Source organism: Burkholderia sp. BE17, from assembly GCF_009362305.1.
Taxonomy (GTDB): domain Bacteria; phylum Pseudomonadota; class Gammaproteobacteria; order Burkholderiales; family Burkholderiaceae; genus Burkholderia; species Burkholderia pyrrocinia_C.
In genome coordinates, this window is the sequence record NZ_WHNU01000013.1 from 115,047 (window position 1) to 132,386 (window position 17,340).

A 17,340-nucleotide genomic window follows, 5' to 3' on the forward strand; every position below is an offset into this window, starting at 1 on the left:
CCGGTCAGAACAGCCCGTGCAGCGCCCAGTACAGGGCGGCCGACAGCGCGATCGATGCGGGCAGCGTCAGCACCCACGCGAGCACGAGGTTGCGCACCGTGTCCCAGCGCAGGCCCGCGCCGCTCGCGGTCATCGTGCCGGCCACGCCCGATGCGAGCACGTGCGTGGTCGATACCGGCAGCCCGTACGCGTCGGCCATCCCGATCGTCAGCATCGCGACGGCCTCGGCCGACGCGCCCTGCCCGTACGTGAGATGCGACTTGCCGATCTTCTCGCCGACCGTCACGACGATCCGCTTCCAGCCGACCATCGTGCCGAGGCCGAGCGCGATCGCAACCGCGACCTTGACCCACGTCGGGATGAATTTCGTCGCGCGATCCATCTGCTTCTTGAACGCATCGAGCGCGCTCGCGTCCTCGACCGGGAACGCCGGCGCCTTCGCCTTCACCATCAGGCGGATCGCCTCGGACGCGACGTACATGTTGTTGCGCACGTTATCGACGAGGTTCTGCGGCACGCTCGAGATGCCGCCGGCCTGCGCGACCTGGTCGGCGATCGTGTCGGTCAGCTTACCCAGCGCAGGAATCGTCGCGGGCGTCAGCTTGTGCGTGCGCACATATGCTTCGACGTCGGCGCGCGGGTCGGCGGACTGCGCGGCCGGGTCCGTGTACTTGACGAGCGTCGTCGACGCGTGGCGCGCGACCGCGACGAACGTGCTCGTCTGGTCGGGCGTCACGGCCTTGTTCAGCGCGTATGCGGTCGGCATCACGCCGATCAGGATCAGCATGATCAGCCCCATGCCCTTCTGCCCGTCGTTCGAGCCGTGCGCGAACGACACGCCCGTGCAGGTAAGGATCAGCAGCAGGCGGATCCAGAACGGCGGCGGCTTGTTGCCCTTCGGCTCCTGGTACAGCGCCGGCGCGCGCACCAGCGCCTTCAGCAGCAGCAACACGAGTGCGGACAGCACGAAGCCGATCAGCGGCGAGAGCAGCAGCGCCTTGCCGACGCCGAGCGCCTGGTTCCAGTCGACGCCGCTCGTGCCCGACGGGCCGCTGACGATCTGGTTCATCAGGCCGACGCCGATGATCGAGCCGACCAGCGTGTGCGAGCTCGACGACGGCAGCCCGAAATACCAGGTCGCGAGGTTCCACGTGACGGCCGCGATCAGCAGCGAGAACACCATCGCGAAGCCGGCGCCGCTGCCGACCTGCAGGATCAACTCGACGGGCAGCAACTGCACGATGCCGAATGCGACGGCGCCGCTCGACACGAGCACGCCGAACAGGTTCCAGAGGCCCGACCAGACGACCGCCAGGTGCGGGTCGAGCGAATGCGTGTAGATGACGGTCGCGACCGCGTTCGCGGTGTCGTGAAAGCCGTTCACGAACTCGAAGCCGAGCGCGATCAGCAGCGCGACGACGAGCAGCAGGAACGGCAGGACCGAACTTTCCCGGACCGGACTGAGGTCGGCGCTCAGGTGAATCGCGATATAGACGATGCCGCAGGCAATGATCAGAAAAAACAGCGCGAAGCTGAGGGTGCGCGTGCGGTGGCTGGCCGCGCCGCTGGTTTCCGTTGCCGCGAGATTCGGCATGAAGGAGGCTCCGGATAGGTGACTCGGTGTCGCAGGCTATCGGGCGGCCATGACGCAAATGTGACGTATCGATTACAGGACATTAACAAGTCATCGTTCGGCATCCCGACGGCCGCCTTTCGGGCCGCCGGCACCGGTTGCCGAATTCAAATATCGCGGGAATAAAACCGTCGCCAAGCCGGTATGGCACACGAAGGCGCCGGTTTATTCCAGGACGACCCGGCCGTCCCGTTTCGTCATACGATTGCGAGGCTCCCATGTCTTCATCGAATCCCACCCGCCCGTCGCGCCGCAAGGCCCTGCAGTGCATGGCCTTCGGCGGCCTCGGCACGCTGTTTACGCTGTCGGGCGGCATCCTGACGCCGTTCGACCTCGCGCTCGCGCAAACCGGCGACGCGCGCCCCACCGATGCGGGCCGGCCGCTGTTCGTACAGATCAGCGACACGCACATCGGCTTCAACAAGGACGCCAATCCCGACGTGTCGGCCACGCTGCGGCAGACGATCGAACTCGTCAACGGGATGCCGGCGATGCCCGCGCTGGCCATCCATACCGGCGACATCACGCACCTGTCCAAGCCGGAGGAGTTCGACCATGCATCGCAACTGCTGTCCGCGCTGCGCGTACCGGAACTGCACACGGTGCCCGGCGAGCACGACGTCACCGACGGATCGGGCGCCGAATATTTCGGCCGGTTCGGCAAGGCGTCGGACAACCGCGGCTATTACAGCTTCGATCACGCGGGCGTGCATTTCATCGGCCTCGTCAACGTGATGCATTTCAAGCCGAACGGGCTCGGCAGCTTCGGCGACGACCAGCTCGCATGGCTCGCGCAGGATCTGAAGGGCCGCTCGTCGAGCACGCCGATCGTCGTGTTCTCGCACATGCCGATGTGGACCATCTACGAGCCGTGGGGCTGGGGCACCGGCGACGCACCGCAGACGATGGCGATACTGCGCCGCTTCGGCTCGGTCACCGTGCTGAACGGGCACATCCACCAGATCGTGTCCAAGGTCGAGGGCAACATCACCTTCCACACCGCGCGCTCGACCGCTTTCCCGCAGCCGACGGCCGGCAACGGCCCGGGCCCCGTACCGCTCACGGTGCCGCGCGACCAGTTGCCGAAGATGCTCGGCGTGACGACGGTGGAGTTCGCCGGCCACCCGGCCGCGTCGGCGCTGCACGACGCGACGCTGGCCTGATAGCCATAAGGAGACCGACATGACCCGCTTCAAGCAACCAAAAATCATCGCGGCGCTGATCCTGTGCGCGGCCGCCGCCGGTACGCCGCTCGCCGCGTTCGCGCAGGGCCCGGACGGCCCTCTGGTCACGATCCGCAACTTCATGTTTTCGCCGATGTCGACCACGATCAAGGCCGGCACGACGGTTACCTGGAAGAACCTCGACGGGGAGCCGCACACCGTCGTCAACGACGCGGGCATCTTTCATTCGAAGGCGCTCGACCAGGACGAGACATACTCGTTCCGCTTCGACAAGCCGGGCGTCTACAAGGTGTTCTGCGGGATTCACCCGTACATGAAGGAGACGATCACCGTCGAATGACGCGGCCCGCCACGAAACGCGCGGACGAACGGCAGGCGGCGGCCGCCTACAATGGCAACCGTCCCATTCGCCCGCGTGGCAAACGGAGCCGCCCATGCCCAGGATCGACCTCAGCGCCGTGCCCGAACGCCGCGGCAGCGGCTATCCGCGGCCGTTCGACGGCCCGTGCGCGCAGCGCATCCGCCAGCGCCTCGGCGACGCCGGCGGGCTGCGCGATTTCGGCGTCAACCTGATGCGCGTGCCGCCGGGCGGCTGGTCGAGCCAGCGCCACTGGCATTCCGACGAAGACGAATTCGTGTACGTGCTCGAAGGCGAACTCGTGATGATCGAGGACGGCGGCGAGACCGTGCTGCGCGCGGGCGACTGCGCGGCGTTTCCGAAAGGCTCGGGCAACGGCCATCACCTGATCAACCGGTCGGACACGGTCGCCGTCTATCTCGAGGTCGGCTCGCGCTCGCCTGACGACGTGATCACCTGCCCCGACATCGACATGATGAGCCCGAGCCGCGACGGCCGGTTCCTGCACAAGGACGGCACGCCGTACCCGGACGCGTGACGCCGGCCATACGGCGGCGCATGCGTGCGGATGCGCGTCAGGCGATCCCCCGCCGCCGATCGCCTACACTGAATCGAACTGTTCGGATCCGACCCACCGTCACACGCAGCGAGGCAAGCCATGACCGCGAGCCAGCCGGCACGAATGGACCTCCCCGGGCAAGTCGTGCTCGTGCTCCAGGGCGGCGGCGCCCTGGGTGCGTACCAGCTCGGCGTGTTCCAGGCGATGGACGAAGCCGGCATCCGGCCCGACTGGGTGGTCGGCACGTCGATCGGCGCGATCAACGCGGCGCTGATCGCCGGGAATCCGCCGGAACGACGCTACGAGAAGATGCTGGCGTTCTGGCAACGCGTGACCGAACGGACCCGCTTCGACGTGCCCGCGCTGCTGCCCGGCTGGGACAAGACGCTGGCCGAACTGATGATTATCGGCGGCGGCATCACGGGCTTCTTCCAGCCCAATCCGGCGTCGTGGCTCGGCCCGATGGTCCGTCTCGGCGTCGATCGCGCGTCGTACTACCGGATCGCGCCGCTGCGCGACACGCTCGCGTCGCTGATCGACCACGACCTGCTGAACGCGGGCCACCCGCGCCTGACCGTCAGCGCGGTCAATGCGTGCACGGGCACGATGCGCTATTTCGATTCGCGCGACACGCACCTGGGAATCGACCACATCATGAGTTCGGGCGCGCTGCCGCCCGCGTTCCCGGCGATCCGGATCGACGGCGAGCCGTACTGGGATGGCGGCGTGTATTCGAATACGCCGGTCGAGGTCGTGCTCGACGACAACCCGCGCCGGAGCTCGATCATCTTCTCGGTGCAGATGTGGAATCCGGCCGGCCCCGAGCCCGAGAGCATCTGGCAGGTGTCGGAACGGCAGAAGGACATCCAGTACGCGAGCCGCACCGACAGCCACATCGCGCGCCAGCAGCAGATCCACCGGCTGCGCCACGTGATCCGCGAGTTGGTCCGGCACGTGCCGGAAGCCGAACGCGCGTCGCCGGCCGTGCACCGGCTGGCCGCATGGGGATGCGAGACCACGATGCACCTGATCAAGCTCGCGGCACCGCGGCTCGACGGCGACAATCAGTTGAAGGACATCGATTTCACGCCGGCCGGCATCGCGGCCCGCCGGCAGGCCGGCTACGACGCCGCGCAACGGGCCATCGCCGCCCGTCCGTGGGACCTGCCGATGGACCCGACGGAAGGATTGACGGTATTCGATCCGGACACGCCGCCGGTTGCTGAAAAACCGGCATGACGCGCGGCGCCGCACCGCGCGCCGGTTGCAACGGCGCGATCAGGTGGGCGCGGCCGGCGCGGTTCCGGCGACGATCGGACACGATTGCGGCAACGCCTGGCCGAACAGCACGGCCAGCCCGCAAGCGGATGTGAACATGCCGAGATTGTCGTGCCCGACGCCCGGCACTTCGACGACCTGCTGCGCGAGATCGTCCGGATGCCGCTTCTTCAGGTAATCGAAATACGCGAGCCCGCGCGCGAGCCGGTACGGCCCTTGCGCCATCGCCGCGCACGAGCGGTCGATGAAATGCGTGTACGGGTTCGTATCGGCCTGGCCGAGCAGGTACACGACATGGCGCGCGACGTAGCGCGTTTCGAGTTCGCGCACGTCCTGCGACGCGACGTAAGGCGGCGCCGACTTCAGCCCGTATTTCCATTCCGTCGCGCGCGGGCAGGCACCGCCCGCGATTGCCTGCGCGTCCGGCCGTTCGTCGTCGAAATACAGGTAGCTCGACGGGTTCGCGACCACATAACGCACGGCGATGCCTGCCTGCGCCAGCGCATCGCCTTCGTGCCCGGCCACCGCGTAGCGCTGCAGCAATTGCGCACCGGCGGAATGGCCGATCACGACCACGGTCGACAGCGCGGGGTACAGGCTGCGATCGGCGAAATGCGCGAGCAATGCATCGAGCGCGGCGAACGAACTGACCGGGCCCGGCTGGCGTGCCGGTTCGCCGCCCTTCCATCCTTCCTGGGTCCAGGCCAGCGTCTGCACGGGAAGCGAGAACGCGTGCGTATCGGCGCGCGTCAGGAACTGCGGGGCGACGACCATCGTGCCCTTGCCGGCCACGCCGGCCTTCTCGACGACCTTGAGCCCCGACGCGTAGTACGCGTCGGCATTCCGCAACGTGCCGTGAATCACGATGAAGACGCGCGTGACATCGGGCGCGGCCGTGTCGAGCGGATGATCGGCGTAGACGGGTAACACTGCACCGGCCTGCGGCGTAGCGACGGCCACGCGCTGGTCGGCGACGGCCTTGACCGGGGCCTCGAGACGTTCGCGCTGCGTGGCGGCATCGGCCGGACGCAAGCCGCCCAGCACGCCGATTGCGGCACAGGCTGCCGCGAGCGGAATCGCGTATGACAGGGCTCGGGCGGCCGGCAGCACGCGCGAGAGCCGGATTCTTGCAAAGGCGACGGAAATGAGCGACATGGCGACGGACCTGGATGCGGATATGACTTTAACGGCGATGGTCGCAGAATCCGTCGCGCGCTGCCGACCCGTTTCCAGCATGATCCGGCACGATGCACGGCTTCGCATGAAGCTGCTGTATCGTAACGGCTTCCGATATTCCCGGGTGTGATGTGTCAGATGACTCCGCTCCTTCGCAATCCAGCCTTCTATCAGTTGCTTGCCGACAGCCATGCTCGACTGCTCGGTCGCCCGCTCGTGCCGGCCACCATTCCCGAGAATGACGCAACCGAGTGGCTCTATGAGAGCGCCCCGTTCGCAGTGCTTGCACACAACACCGACCCCGATCCGCTTTTTATCTATGCCAACAAGGCCGCGCAGCGCCGATTCGGATATGGCTGGGATGAAATCACCCGACTGCCGTCCCGGCTCTCTGCGGAAGCGCCGAATCGCGAGGAACGGCAGCAATTCCTCGCACGCGTACAGCGGCTTGGTTACGAGACCGGATACAAAGGGGTTCGCATCACGAAATCCGGCCAGCGCTTCATGATCGAGGAAGCAACACTGTGGCAACTTCTCGATACGGACGGCAGATTGCACGGCCAGGCAGTCGTCATTCCCCGTACACGTGACATCTGATTGCATTACCCGCGGTCCGCGCGAGACAACGCAAAGCCGGAATGGGTTGCGTCCGCCAACTGTAGAAGGAGCACCTGCGGCAGCCATGCGTGCAGCGCCGGACCACCCGGCGCATCGTGATCGATGGTTGGCTCTGGCCCCATGGCATGTGCCGGTCAACCTCGCGCGACGATAGCGAATCGCCTCGATCGACAGCTATCTGTGGGTACACAAAAAAGACCGTACATCGACTGCTTGTCTGCACGGGGTTCGGGAGTTCCACGTTTACTGCCTGAAATCGTGGAAAGTCTGCACCTAGCGTGATAACGTGACTGCATCGCCGCCGTAGATACACGAGTATCCGCACTCGGCAGTAGCGACGAGCAGTTTGGAGCAAACATTAAATGGGGATGCATCGAAAGACTAGCGAACGTTGACGGCACAAGTAGCGACGTCCGCTCGTTGAGGAGTTTTCTTGTGTATCGAAGCTACCGGCACGAACGATGTTTCGGCGATTTCCGCGATGCAATCGGCGTACTCGGCTGAGCACGAGTACGTAATCGCTCGTCGATCGATAACATAGAAGAAACGGTGGCTTGGGGCGCCCCAATTCGACGGGCGATTGCTGCGGCCTTCATGCAAAAGCTTTTTAATCGACGCGCCTCATTATCGCAATCAGCCGACCATCGAGTGCACGTAACAATATAATATCTTCCGCCGTCACAGCACATATAAAACGCATAATGCAATCACGATCGACATGTAACGGCCCCAATCGCCGATGCACCTTCGGAAATATGTGATCAGATTATCCGTGGCAAATTCTTTCTCGCTTGCCGAACTGGAATTTCGCGCGGCGACAAATAGTCGTAGATATCTTTAAATCGCCAGTCAGCGAGAAGCGACGGTTGCTCCTCGACGAGACGCATTAACGATAACGCAATCACGTTGCGGATAGGATATTCCCTACTCCGCTCACAAAGAGTATTGAAAAATGGCAGCCCCCTTCTTAACACACCATGCATTCTCAAATATTCGTCACCAAAACACTGACTCATTAATCTATTCATACAGTCTCCATGCTTCGCGCCGCACAGATAGCCTGAAGTACTACGCATAAATTCCCGAAAGCTTTCTGCAAATCTAAAAGTGGCAATCGAAAGACTACCGCTGAGTAGATCTACGGACACTTGCGCGACCCTCTGGCAACACTTCTTTTGTCGATTGGTCAGATTCAGGTCGATCCGTGCAGCGCCACCGATCCGAATGGCTGCGGAAGGCGACACATATCCCGAGCGCCAGTTATTGGCGTACTTGCCAAGTTCCCATAGCACCTCCCCGTGCATAGGACAGACGACAACACCGGGAAGTTGGTGACTCCGGCGCCAATGCGTAACGCCATCTGCCATCTTGTCCTCGCGCAGACACGCGCGACAATATCGATGCCCGTGCCAACCAATGGTCCTGCTCGCCACCATGTGCACGCTCTTCATCCCGACGGGTCGATTTCCGCACATCCTCTCAAGAATGAGTTGGGTTCGTGCCGATGATAAAATTGCAGCGCAATACGGAAAGACCGTCATCTTTTCGGCAATCTGCACCGGCAAAAGGCCCCAACAGGCTTCGGTTTCGCGCGCCACGTGATCCAGTCCACCGTTCATGTAAGACGCTCCGAATTTCCGCCCGAACAAGCGGTGAATCGTCGGCTTGATAGCATGAGCAGGCCCGGACTCAAGGTAGCGAGCTATGATACCAAAGAGCGGTTCGTCGTCCAGTTGCTCATCAAGATAGATCGCCATGTTTCGCCACCTTAGGAGACGTACCTTTCGTTGGGATCAATTGGTTCGGCAGACTGCGTTCCAGAGCAGCGATAAAACGCCAATGCCTACAGTCCATTGCCAGCGCAGTGTCCGCTTCGCCACATCGATCAATAAGCTCAATCCAGGCAGCAAGATGTCTCGCACGCCCCCGTTGACATCGCCACGAACTGACATTGATCTGCTGTTCCAGCATGCTTTCTAGCGCTCCCTTTTTGACACCCAAACGATGGGCCACTTTGGCAATCGAATAGTTACGATTGATAAGGTACGCAGCAGCCATCGAAAGATCGAGGCCGTCATGCGTCGGCCGCAAAGCTTTGGTGCCACTAACCGGATCGCTGACGTAGAGAAATGAGAACCCACACATACAAACGCAGTGTGCTTCGCATTCGGACAGATCCCGAACCATGAGCCGATGTCGGCGATCGTGCGCTGACGCGGCTCTAGGACATACGGGAACTCTCATCATTTCCATTCGGTCTGCGCGGTCTTGAAGCAGAAATTCCACGAGCATGTATTTCAAGACACTGTTAGGTTCCCCCCTACTTCGAAAAAAAGCACGACGTATCCACGATTCGTTATGCAAAGATATGCCGACCTTCTCAAAATAAGCAGGTCCCAACATATCCACGAGATCGTCGGCCATACGCGCGATGTCGACGAAGTCGTTGGTTGAATATCCGACGGTTCGCGCGCAATTGATTCTGACGCCTCTCTCGAGATACCGGCAAGCGTTGCTCGTGCCAAGTAGCACCTTGGCGCAGAGCGAGGCGAATCGAAAGCGTGCTTCACACTGATCTGTTGAGCCGCGCAGTTCCATGCGGTGTCCCACGTCGAACCGAGTGCTGGTTTCAAGGAGTGTTTGCGAGGCCCCACAACCGCTATAGTTAAGCGGATGTCGGTGCGACAAGCATGTGAGCACGCCGGGTATTTGATGTGTTCGCCGCCAATACCGAGGAACGCCGATAGCAATATCCTCCTTCCAGCACATTTCGCAATGTCGCAAACCTAGGCGACCCAGAGTCGCGCTACTCGCCCCCGACGGCCGATAGACTCCGTCGCCCTTTATTGATTCGGCCGTGCTCGTGTTGCACAGCACCACATAGTATGGGTAAAGTGTCAACCGATCGCGTATTTCGGCCGCGCTCATTCCCCATATCATGGTGGTTTCGCTAGCGATGCGATCCAGGCTGCGTGCAATACCAGTCAACAGGCTGACGCTTGGGTCGGTGGTGGCTTTCAGAAACGTGTTACGAGGCGTAACTCTGGCGTCCACCAGATACCGTGCAATTACGCTGAACAGCGCTTCATCAGGCAATGGTTCATCGAGAAAGAGAGCCACTGGGACCTCCGTTTACCTATCTGGCGCGAGATTTTGCGGATGCAAGTCAGGTACGTTTCGACCTCGCCCGCCCGCGCGCCTTTGGTGCAGTAGACGCATTTGGCGATTCCGCCTCTGCCAGAGCTCGACGTATCACTTCTTCGGAAGATAATTTTCGGTCGGTCTCCAGAATTCGACGTACAAGGGATTCGGCTTCGATCTCCGTCCGCCCCATTTCAATCAGCATCGCGACGGAGAGCGAAAACGTTAACAGGAATCGTTCGCTCGCCGCATCTGTACCGAGTTGGTGCCGCCGACCTTCACGCTCCACCCTTTCTCGAAATGCGTCGACGTCCGCGGTTGCCAGGTCTTCGCATTTGGCCAGGGTTACGTAGTCCCTAGTACGCAACGCTTGTAGCAAGCCGTCAACCGGGCCGAAGCCGACCTTGACCGCTTTCCGGATTAACGCCGGTGTAATCCTCTTTTCTCCCGCGCGCAGCCCCATGTACTGCGTGAGCGTCAACGCCAGTTTGGCGAAAGCGGGTAATCCAGCACTCACCTCATGCAACACGCGTATGATCTCGTCGGGATCGCTCGGCGGAAGCGGAAGGAAATCGATATTGATAATTGCTTTCGCTAGACGCGTCCATTGCTCATCTGCCGAAAACGGGTCAATCGGCATATACCCGTCACTGCTCGCACGACGGGAAGTACGCAAGCTCTTCACGATGTATCGGCGGGCGTCAGGCGTTCCGAGCAAGATGAATGTGCAGTGGTTACTATTGAGCAGATTAGTTAAAAAGTCTATCAGCTGAGTCTTCTCTGCTGACTTCAGAGCAAATTGGATTTCATCAATCACCAGGGTGCCCGCAAAATGGCGACGCAGCACGTCATCCACCTTCAAGATGTAGTCCGTAGTATTCGAGCGGTACTTCACTTCGTTGACATAGTGTGTTCCAAGGTGGAGATCAAACCAATGCAAGATACCCTTCATCAGCGTCAAGACAGAACCGTTGGGCGGACAAGAAACCAAAACCCATACCACCTGCACGAACCGTGCAGCAACTCCCTGATACTCTCGATGCTCGATGATCATCGGAAACGTGCTCAATACCATCTTCGCAAGTGTCGTCTTTCCCGCGCCCGAAATGCCGAATATCAGTTTGCATGCTGCATGTGAATCGCCCGGATGACAGATCGGCCTCGGAGTTCCCGCCTGAGTCAAGGCATAGTTTTCTTGCGCACGCTTCTTCAAGGAGCGCGTCGGTGTAAGGCCGTGGTAGCGATGTCGCAATGCGATATGCAGCCAACTCAACAACTCAACATGAGCAGTGGTCAGCACCAACACCCGTGAGACACGATTGACCGCTAGAAGCCGCCGCTCTAAGGGCCACGCTCGATAGCTCTGAGCATGGGGCACAGCAAACGCCATCGCCATTCCTTCTGTAATGTCCGCCATCGGACCGAATGGCGGCAATGCGAGGATAAGTGGATTATCGGCATTCTCATCTAACTCGAACTCTTTCGCATGATAGAGCGCGGAAACAGATGGACACACCTTGAGAAAGATACGATCACTCTCGATGTCGACCGGCACTTTTTTATAATCATCTTCCTCAGAATTTACACTAGATCTACTTTTCATAATAGTACTCCTAATAAAAATATCTTCAAATAACGATGCGATTCGATACGGCAGCGTCACTCTCTGTCAGAGCTCATGCGCCGCTCATCGCCACCCGTCTAGTCGCCGAGCAAATCAAGCGTGTTGCGGCGGAGACGATCCGCGATGTCCGATTCGGTTGGATCCTCCGTCTGGTCTGAGTCGTATGGACCAACCGTTGACGTCGGCACCTGCGGCGCCTTGGCAGTCCTCCTTTCTTGTTTGCGCGCCGCATGCATCCCGACGGTCTCAGGATGAGTTAGCCCGGCGCGATCCAATGCCTCCCTTTGCTCCCGCTTCGCACGATGACTTTCCCGCGCATTGTTGAGGTTTTCCATCACGCGCTCAGATTGCATCGCCTGTTTCTGTTTCCTGGAGTTCGCCCGATCGACCAGACACTTGATGTTCCACTCCATAAGGTTGACGTCGCCTGGCATCTGCTTGTTTGTACCAGATTGATAGCCATATTCCGGGCGGTCCTTCCCAACCAGGATGATTTGAGACATATCGCCAGGATTGAACTGAATCGGCACTGCCTCGCGATGCTGTTTTCCCCAGCAATGAATAAGGGTGCTTTCAATGTAGGGAGAGGTGTAATACACACCTTGCCACTCGAGTCCTCGGTCCGTGGACGTGGCGGTCGCACGCGGCCACGTAGCCAGACGGATTTCGTCCAGCGAATGCTGACGCAATGCCCCCGTGCGATTGTCCATGCCCCAGTTCCAGCGATTGAGCGGCGTATCGGCCATGCCCCGGAAAATCATGTCAGGGTCTGCGCCTTCGCAGCCAATGGGCGTTTGGATATAGACAAGGATGGCTCGCAGCAGCTTTTTGGTGAACTCGCTCAGCGTGTCCGTCGCATCCCAGGCATAGTGCGGCGCGCCGCGTATAGTCGCGTCTTTTTCAACAACACCGAAGCTCTCGCGCTGGAAGTGAACCGGAATCACCCCAAACCTGCGCTCAACCAGTGCGCGCATCAGAGGATCACGTACTTTGACGTTGCTGATTGAAAGATGCATGTGTTGAGTGACCATCTTCCACGCATCGGCCTTCATGTAGTCGCTGCCGCGATCGGCCACAAATCCGATCGACGGAAGGTATTGACAAGGCCACCGCTGCTGCTCAATCTGGATCCCATACCTCGCACAGAACTCAGCTTTGGGCGTGATGATGTTCTCGAGAACCAGCGCTACCGCCGCAAAGGATGGCGGGTCCAAGGTGACGAGAACCCCGACAATCATGCGACTCCAGACGTCCATGGCCAGATAGACAGTCGGCCTCCCGACCACAAAAATCCGGCTGAATCGCGATACCAAGTACACGTCTGCGACGGTAGCGTCGATCATGAATTCGGCACCAGGTCCGACACTGTGTTGCAGCGCGTGCCCATGTTTCGGACGTCCTGTCAGCGCGTACGTTCGCTCTCCCATGGCGCGGCGCTTGCGAACCGCGACCGGAACCCGCGTCAGCCAATAGTGTTGAAATTGCCGCAGGGTGACCTCTTCAAACGGTGCCAGCTCAAGCGTGATGACTTCGCCAGCGGCATCCCGCAATTCCCGAGTGCAGCGACAAACATAGTTGAGGTGATCCACCATCTCTTGCATGGTTCGACGCCGGCGCTTGCCATCTCGCGTCGGCGCCGCGTGCGGCCATTGCCCGGCGCGTGCTCGGCCGGTCTGCCGAGCTTGCTTCTCTTGTTTGGCTGGGCGCCGCGCTGGAAACGTTGCTCCAGCGCTGGCGCGCCTGATGTGCTCCATTAGCTCATCGGGCACGTCAACGTGCCATGGCCCCTCCTTGTTGGTCAAATAGATATCGACATATTGGGCAAAAAGCTGGTTCAGCAGTTTGGAGGGGATAGCGTAGTGACCAACGCCAGATGGCCGGCGCCCCGGTCGATTCGTGAACTGCCTCTCCTTACTCTCGGACTTCACGTCGCTCTCGTCGAGAAGACGTGGGGGTTGCTCTGCGCGGCCGCATCGCCATAAGTTGCTAGCTAACGACGACGGAGTCATGCCCCGCTGCAAATACAATCGATGTAGTCGCCGAATCAGTTGCACGCTGACGTGCTGGCCGTCCGCATATTTTTCGAGAATACGCCGCCGTTGTGCTCCGCGATATAAAGTCTTCTTGAATAGATCAAGGTCCTCCACCAACGTCTTGATACGATTCCAGTTATCTTGGCTCTTCCAAACGTGGCCCTCCGTTCGGCTTGTGACTTGTTTGAATTCATCAAACGGGTCTTCCTTGACGCGAACGAACCGGTCCTCGCTCTGGCAGTCGGATGCTGAACGCCTCTGAAACTCCGAAATTGGCACATGTACGATTTCCAAGCGACTGCCAAATACATGGCAGAGCACAACGTCAGGCGCCCCGCCGCCGGCGAGCACCACTCGATACAATTTCCCATTCGATTCGTCGCGAACTAACTCGCGGCACGCCGGCAGCGCGAAGAGCCGTATCTTTTCCTTCATTTCATTTCCCCTCAACTGATGACGTACGCAAAGCTCGGACGACATCGCCAATTGATCACGTGCTCCTTTTGCCGGATTGCTTCGTCGGTTTCGAATGCCCCTGCTCGCCAGCCCACTCGTCATCGAGACGCAAATCGGAGTCGCGCTCGACGAACGAGCTCACGCATTGCTGTAGGTCGCTTGCAATTCGGATGGAGCCCGTCGGTTGTTCCAGCAGAATCGGCACATCGAGGGGGCACTCAATCGCACGGCAGGCGATTAACTGAAGCACTGCCCGTGCACATTCGGCGCGCGTGAGACCACTCGCGCGCGCAGCGGCACCGCAAGCATCCGAAATCCGGCTGTCGTTGCCGCGACTCAATCGTCGAATGATTACCTCTTGTGCATACTGCTCTCGATCAGTGAGACCGTACGCGACGAGTTGCTCACCGTGCCCGAACAGCAACCAGAGATTGCGAATACGGAAGCTGTTCAGCCCAAGCGAGTACACGGCACGTGAGGGCACACCAGCGCGCCGCCAGAATTCTCGGACGATCAGGTTCTGCGAGGACATTCCAGACTCGCCACTGCGCGCCGAAACCGATTGAACTGCCGCCCAACTGTGGTCCTCCGATTCGAGCTTGAAGACCAATAAGTCTGTAGTCAAAATGCGTGGACTGCCGTCTCGATATGTCGGATGGCGGACCCCAATGGAACGCGCGACACGAACCGTTTCGTCTACGTCCATCAACGGAAAGTATTCACGCAGATCGCGCGTCTGGCGATCCCAGTGCTCGTCGAGAAAGGTCGCCAGTGCCATATCCGAAGGCAGCACGATCTGACGTCCGCCGCAGCGGCTGCAGGAGAAGCGGTGCATGCGGCCGACGCCTCGCAGTTCACGAAATGTCCTGCCCGGCACGTAGGTACCCCATGCGCCTGTGCCGCGTCCCTCTTTGGCAAAGCGGACTCGGGCTTTCTCGGACAGACTGCTGGCGCCCAATAGTGAGGCGCTGCCGTCCGACCTTTCAAGTTTGCTTGGATCACTGTAGAACCCGTACGGATAGGACATCACGAGAGACCCTCCACTGCGAACACAGATGTGCGGTACCAGTCAATGCGCTACCATGCACGCGCCATAGACATTCGCACTGCCGATGGTGCAACGAGCGGTTTCCTAAATCGCTCGTCAACGCGACGACAGTTGTTGCGCACGGCAGGTCCGGATGTGTTGGGACATGCGTTTCCCGCGATTTTTCGAAAAAAATCGGGGTTCGCTTGACTCCCGGGGAATGGCTGCGTAGGATGGGACTGTCGATTCTCGTGATTCGATGCAGTTCCGAAAAGGCCTCTTGGGTTGCAGCCCAAAGGCCTTTTTTCCTTTCAGCCCCACAATCTATGGTCCGTTCATAGCGTTGACTCCGTGTTCCAGGACAGATGCAACTCCGCCGGCGCCTGCATAAATTCGGCGCACGTTCTAGCAAGACAGCTTAGCGAACGCATGGCGAATAGCAAAAAGGATGCACCCAAAAAATAGGGGCACCCCGGAGAACGCGATGTGCCGGGATTCGGCGTGTATTGGGGGCAGTTTTACCCACGTGCAATGGTGTATTCGGGCGCAGTCCGCGACCCACCCCAGCAAATGGATCTCTTGCCACCCAACGAATTTCGGTACTGGCGTGAGCTTCGCCCACCACCGGCCGATGTGCAGGAAAAAAGAAAGGTGCCGATGCATCGTCGGCTAGCAGGTCTGCGCGGGATGGCATGGGGCGCGGCCGCCGTTTTGTACACCGATAGAACGGCGTCGTGTTTGAGCCGATTGCCGAGTCTGGATCGGCCAAGCCGGGTGGACCCGCGGGGTGGTCACACTGCGGCTAACAGCAAGATCATCTATCAATATCTGCGGGGTGAACGCGAACCGATTCCGGGGGCGCGGGGGAAATACGGGCATGATCTGACCGGAACCGTGCATGCACTGCCCGGTGGCGCGATGGCGCGTCTATGGCTTAGCTCTCCGCTCTGGGAACTGCTGGAGGGCCATCTTTCGGCTGAGCGAACGAGAAGCATCTTGCTAATGATCGAAATGCCTCTGCCGGGAATGCCGATGCTTGAGTATATCCGGGCGTGGGCTCGCTACCGGCTCGCCACGCTCGAGCACATGTTGAGTGCAGTGCAGCAGGAAAGAGCGGGCGCGATTGCGCACCTGCATGGCGCGCTGGATAGGGGCGATCCGGTGTTTCGCCATATCTACGGCCCGCTGCAACGCTACCTCCTGAAATGCGAACCGCAGATACCGATTGAACATGCTCTAGCGAGATCCAGTCATAAATCGCGGCTGGCCCGCCTGATAGAAAAGGGCAGAGAGAAGACCAACCGGCGAAACAATCAGTTTCAGGATGGCGCCCAACGATATCTCAAGTCAGGACGTTTACCTGATCGCCGGTTTCTCAAGGAATTCGCTGGTCCTTGGGACACCTTCTTACGATGGCGTGATCCCTGTGACACTCCGCATATGGAATCGGAATTGCGACAACACCCAGAGTCTGGATGGAAACCACTCTATCAAGCATGGAACATTCCGATATGTCCCGGCAATTACTTGCTTCCGCAAGAACATGCCAGCGCGTGCCCCGGTACCGCGGAGAACTCGGTGTTGAGTGCCGCTAGCCGAAGCGCGGAACCGGGCTCGGCGTGAAGCATGTTGATTGACGAATGTCGGACTAGAGCGATGGCAGAAGTGGCCTCCTGAAACCGATTCCTCATCCGGAAGCAGGGGTTTTCTTAGCAAAAATTGATGCTTTAGCTGTACAGCTAAGGAAGCCTCGCATCTTCTTGATGCCGCTCGACCACTTGCCGCACTCGTATCCGGCCGGTCGGCGCTTCGTCGTCAGTTCGTCGGCGTGATTCGTTGTGGAACAGCGAGCGCGAAACCCCTACCAGCCCTCAGGCCCGGGTAACACCCATCGCACGTCCGGTCATCAACATTCGGACCGTTTCGCGCTTGGCCTGCGGGCTTGCTATTTTCGAGCCAGCAGGTCCTTCAACGCAGCGTTGTCGAACAGCGATTCGGCCAATAGACGCTTGAGCTCGCTGTTCTCCAGCTCTCCAGCTCCAGTTCTTTCAGGCGCTGAGCTTCGGGGACCGTCATCCCGCTGAATTTCGCTTTCCAGTCGTAGTAGGTCGCTTCCGAGATGCCGTACTTGCCGCACAGCTCCGCCGGCTTCAGGCCAGCCCCGGCCTCCTTCAAGATGACGGTGATTTGTTCTTCGGTGAATCGCTTTTCATTGTCGTTCCTTTCTGGAACGGACCCTACACCGTCACCGTA

General features: G+C 60.1%; 14 protein-coding genes and 1 pseudogene. 7 read left to right on the forward strand and 8 right to left on the reverse strand.

Features of this window, described 5'->3' with window-relative positions; genetic code table 11:
• Positions 1-4 precede the first annotated feature (4 nt).
• Entirely contained in the window at positions 5-1,594 is a 1,590-nt protein-coding gene (locus GD429_RS13660) for an inorganic phosphate transporter (protein ID WP_152857396.1), read from the reverse strand.
• A 257-nt stretch (positions 1,595-1,851) separates the two neighbouring features.
• Between GD429_RS13660 and GD429_RS13665 the strand changes: the two genes are divergently transcribed.
• From GD429_RS13665 to GD429_RS13680, 4 genes are all read left to right on the forward strand, one after another.
• Positions 1,852-2,796 carry a metallophosphoesterase family protein gene (locus GD429_RS13665; RefSeq protein WP_152857397.1) on the forward strand — a complete coding sequence of 315 codons (945 nt, stop codon included), beginning with the start codon at positions 1,852-1,854 and terminating at the stop codon, positions 2,794-2,796.
• Between the two features lie 19 nt (positions 2,797-2,815).
• Positions 2,816-3,157, forward strand: coding sequence for a cupredoxin family copper-binding protein (locus GD429_RS13670; protein WP_152857398.1), 342 nt, complete (start codon positions 2,816-2,818; stop codon positions 3,155-3,157).
• 94 nt (positions 3,158-3,251) lie between these two features.
• Positions 3,252-3,713 (forward strand): cupin domain-containing protein, encoded by a 462-nt coding sequence (locus tag GD429_RS13675; RefSeq protein WP_152857399.1) that lies wholly within the window; start codon positions 3,252-3,254, stop codon positions 3,711-3,713.
• A gap of 120 nt (positions 3,714-3,833) precedes the next feature.
• Positions 3,834-4,973 (forward strand): patatin-like phospholipase family protein, encoded by a 1,140-nt coding sequence (locus tag GD429_RS13680; RefSeq protein ID WP_152857400.1) that lies wholly within the window; start codon positions 3,834-3,836, stop codon positions 4,971-4,973.
• A gap of 39 nt (positions 4,974-5,012) precedes the next feature.
• Here the strand turns inward: GD429_RS13680 and GD429_RS13685 are convergent, their stop codons facing one another.
• A complete protein-coding gene (locus GD429_RS13685; RefSeq protein WP_152857401.1) occupies positions 5,013-6,167 on the reverse strand; it encodes an alpha/beta fold hydrolase in 1,155 nt (384 codons plus the stop codon).
• On the opposite strand from GD429_RS13685, the gene GD429_RS40435 reads away from it, so the two are divergent.
• A complete protein-coding gene (locus tag GD429_RS40435; protein WP_193727106.1) occupies positions 6,157-6,318 on the forward strand; it encodes a hypothetical protein in 162 nt (53 codons plus the stop codon). The two genes, GD429_RS13685 and GD429_RS40435, sit on opposite strands and share 11 nt — an antisense overlap.
• 8 nt (positions 6,319-6,326) lie before the next feature.
• Positions 6,327-6,785, forward strand: a complete 459-nt coding sequence (locus GD429_RS13690) for an MEKHLA domain-containing protein (RefSeq protein WP_152857402.1) — start codon at positions 6,327-6,329, stop codon at positions 6,783-6,785.
• A 782-nt stretch (positions 6,786-7,567) separates the two neighbouring features.
• On the opposite strand, the gene GD429_RS13695 is transcribed toward GD429_RS13690, so the two are convergent.
• The 5 genes from GD429_RS13695 to GD429_RS13715 all read right to left on the reverse strand — a co-directional run bounded on the left by GD429_RS13695 (position 7,568) and on the right by GD429_RS13715 (position 15,087).
• Positions 7,568-8,563 (reverse strand): TniQ family protein, encoded by a 996-nt coding sequence (locus GD429_RS13695; protein ID WP_152857403.1) that lies wholly within the window; start codon positions 8,561-8,563, stop codon positions 7,568-7,570.
• Positions 8,547-9,926 carry a TniQ family protein gene (locus tag GD429_RS13700; protein WP_152857404.1) on the reverse strand — a complete coding sequence of 460 codons (1,380 nt, stop codon included), beginning with the start codon at positions 9,924-9,926 and terminating at the stop codon, positions 8,547-8,549. The genes GD429_RS13695 and GD429_RS13700 overlap by 17 nt, the downstream gene beginning before the upstream one ends.
• A 46-nt stretch (positions 9,927-9,972) precedes the next feature.
• Positions 9,973-11,550: an ATP-binding protein gene (locus GD429_RS13705; protein ID WP_152857405.1), complete on the reverse strand. Its 1,578-nt coding sequence runs from the start codon at positions 11,548-11,550 to the stop codon at positions 9,973-9,975.
• 98 nt (positions 11,551-11,648) lie between these two features.
• Positions 11,649-14,039, reverse strand: a complete 2,391-nt coding sequence (locus GD429_RS13710; protein ID WP_152857406.1) for a hypothetical protein — start codon at positions 14,037-14,039, stop codon at positions 11,649-11,651.
• Between the two features lie 55 nt (positions 14,040-14,094).
• Positions 14,095-15,087 (reverse strand): hypothetical protein, encoded by a 993-nt coding sequence (locus GD429_RS13715; protein ID WP_152857407.1) that lies wholly within the window; start codon positions 15,085-15,087, stop codon positions 14,095-14,097.
• A gap of 579 nt (positions 15,088-15,666) precedes the next feature.
• On the opposite strand from GD429_RS13715, the gene GD429_RS13720 reads away from it, so the two are divergent.
• Positions 15,667-16,710 carry a hypothetical protein gene (locus GD429_RS13720; RefSeq protein WP_152857408.1) on the forward strand — a complete coding sequence of 348 codons (1,044 nt, stop codon included), beginning with the start codon at positions 15,667-15,669 and terminating at the stop codon, positions 16,708-16,710.
• Positions 16,711-16,999: 289 nt separating this feature from the next.
• On the opposite strand, the pseudogene GD429_RS13725 reads toward GD429_RS13720, so the two are convergent.
• A pseudogene (locus GD429_RS13725) lies at positions 17,000-17,274 on the reverse strand (transposase); the annotation flags it as partial.
• Positions 17,275-17,340: the final 66 nt, after the last annotated feature.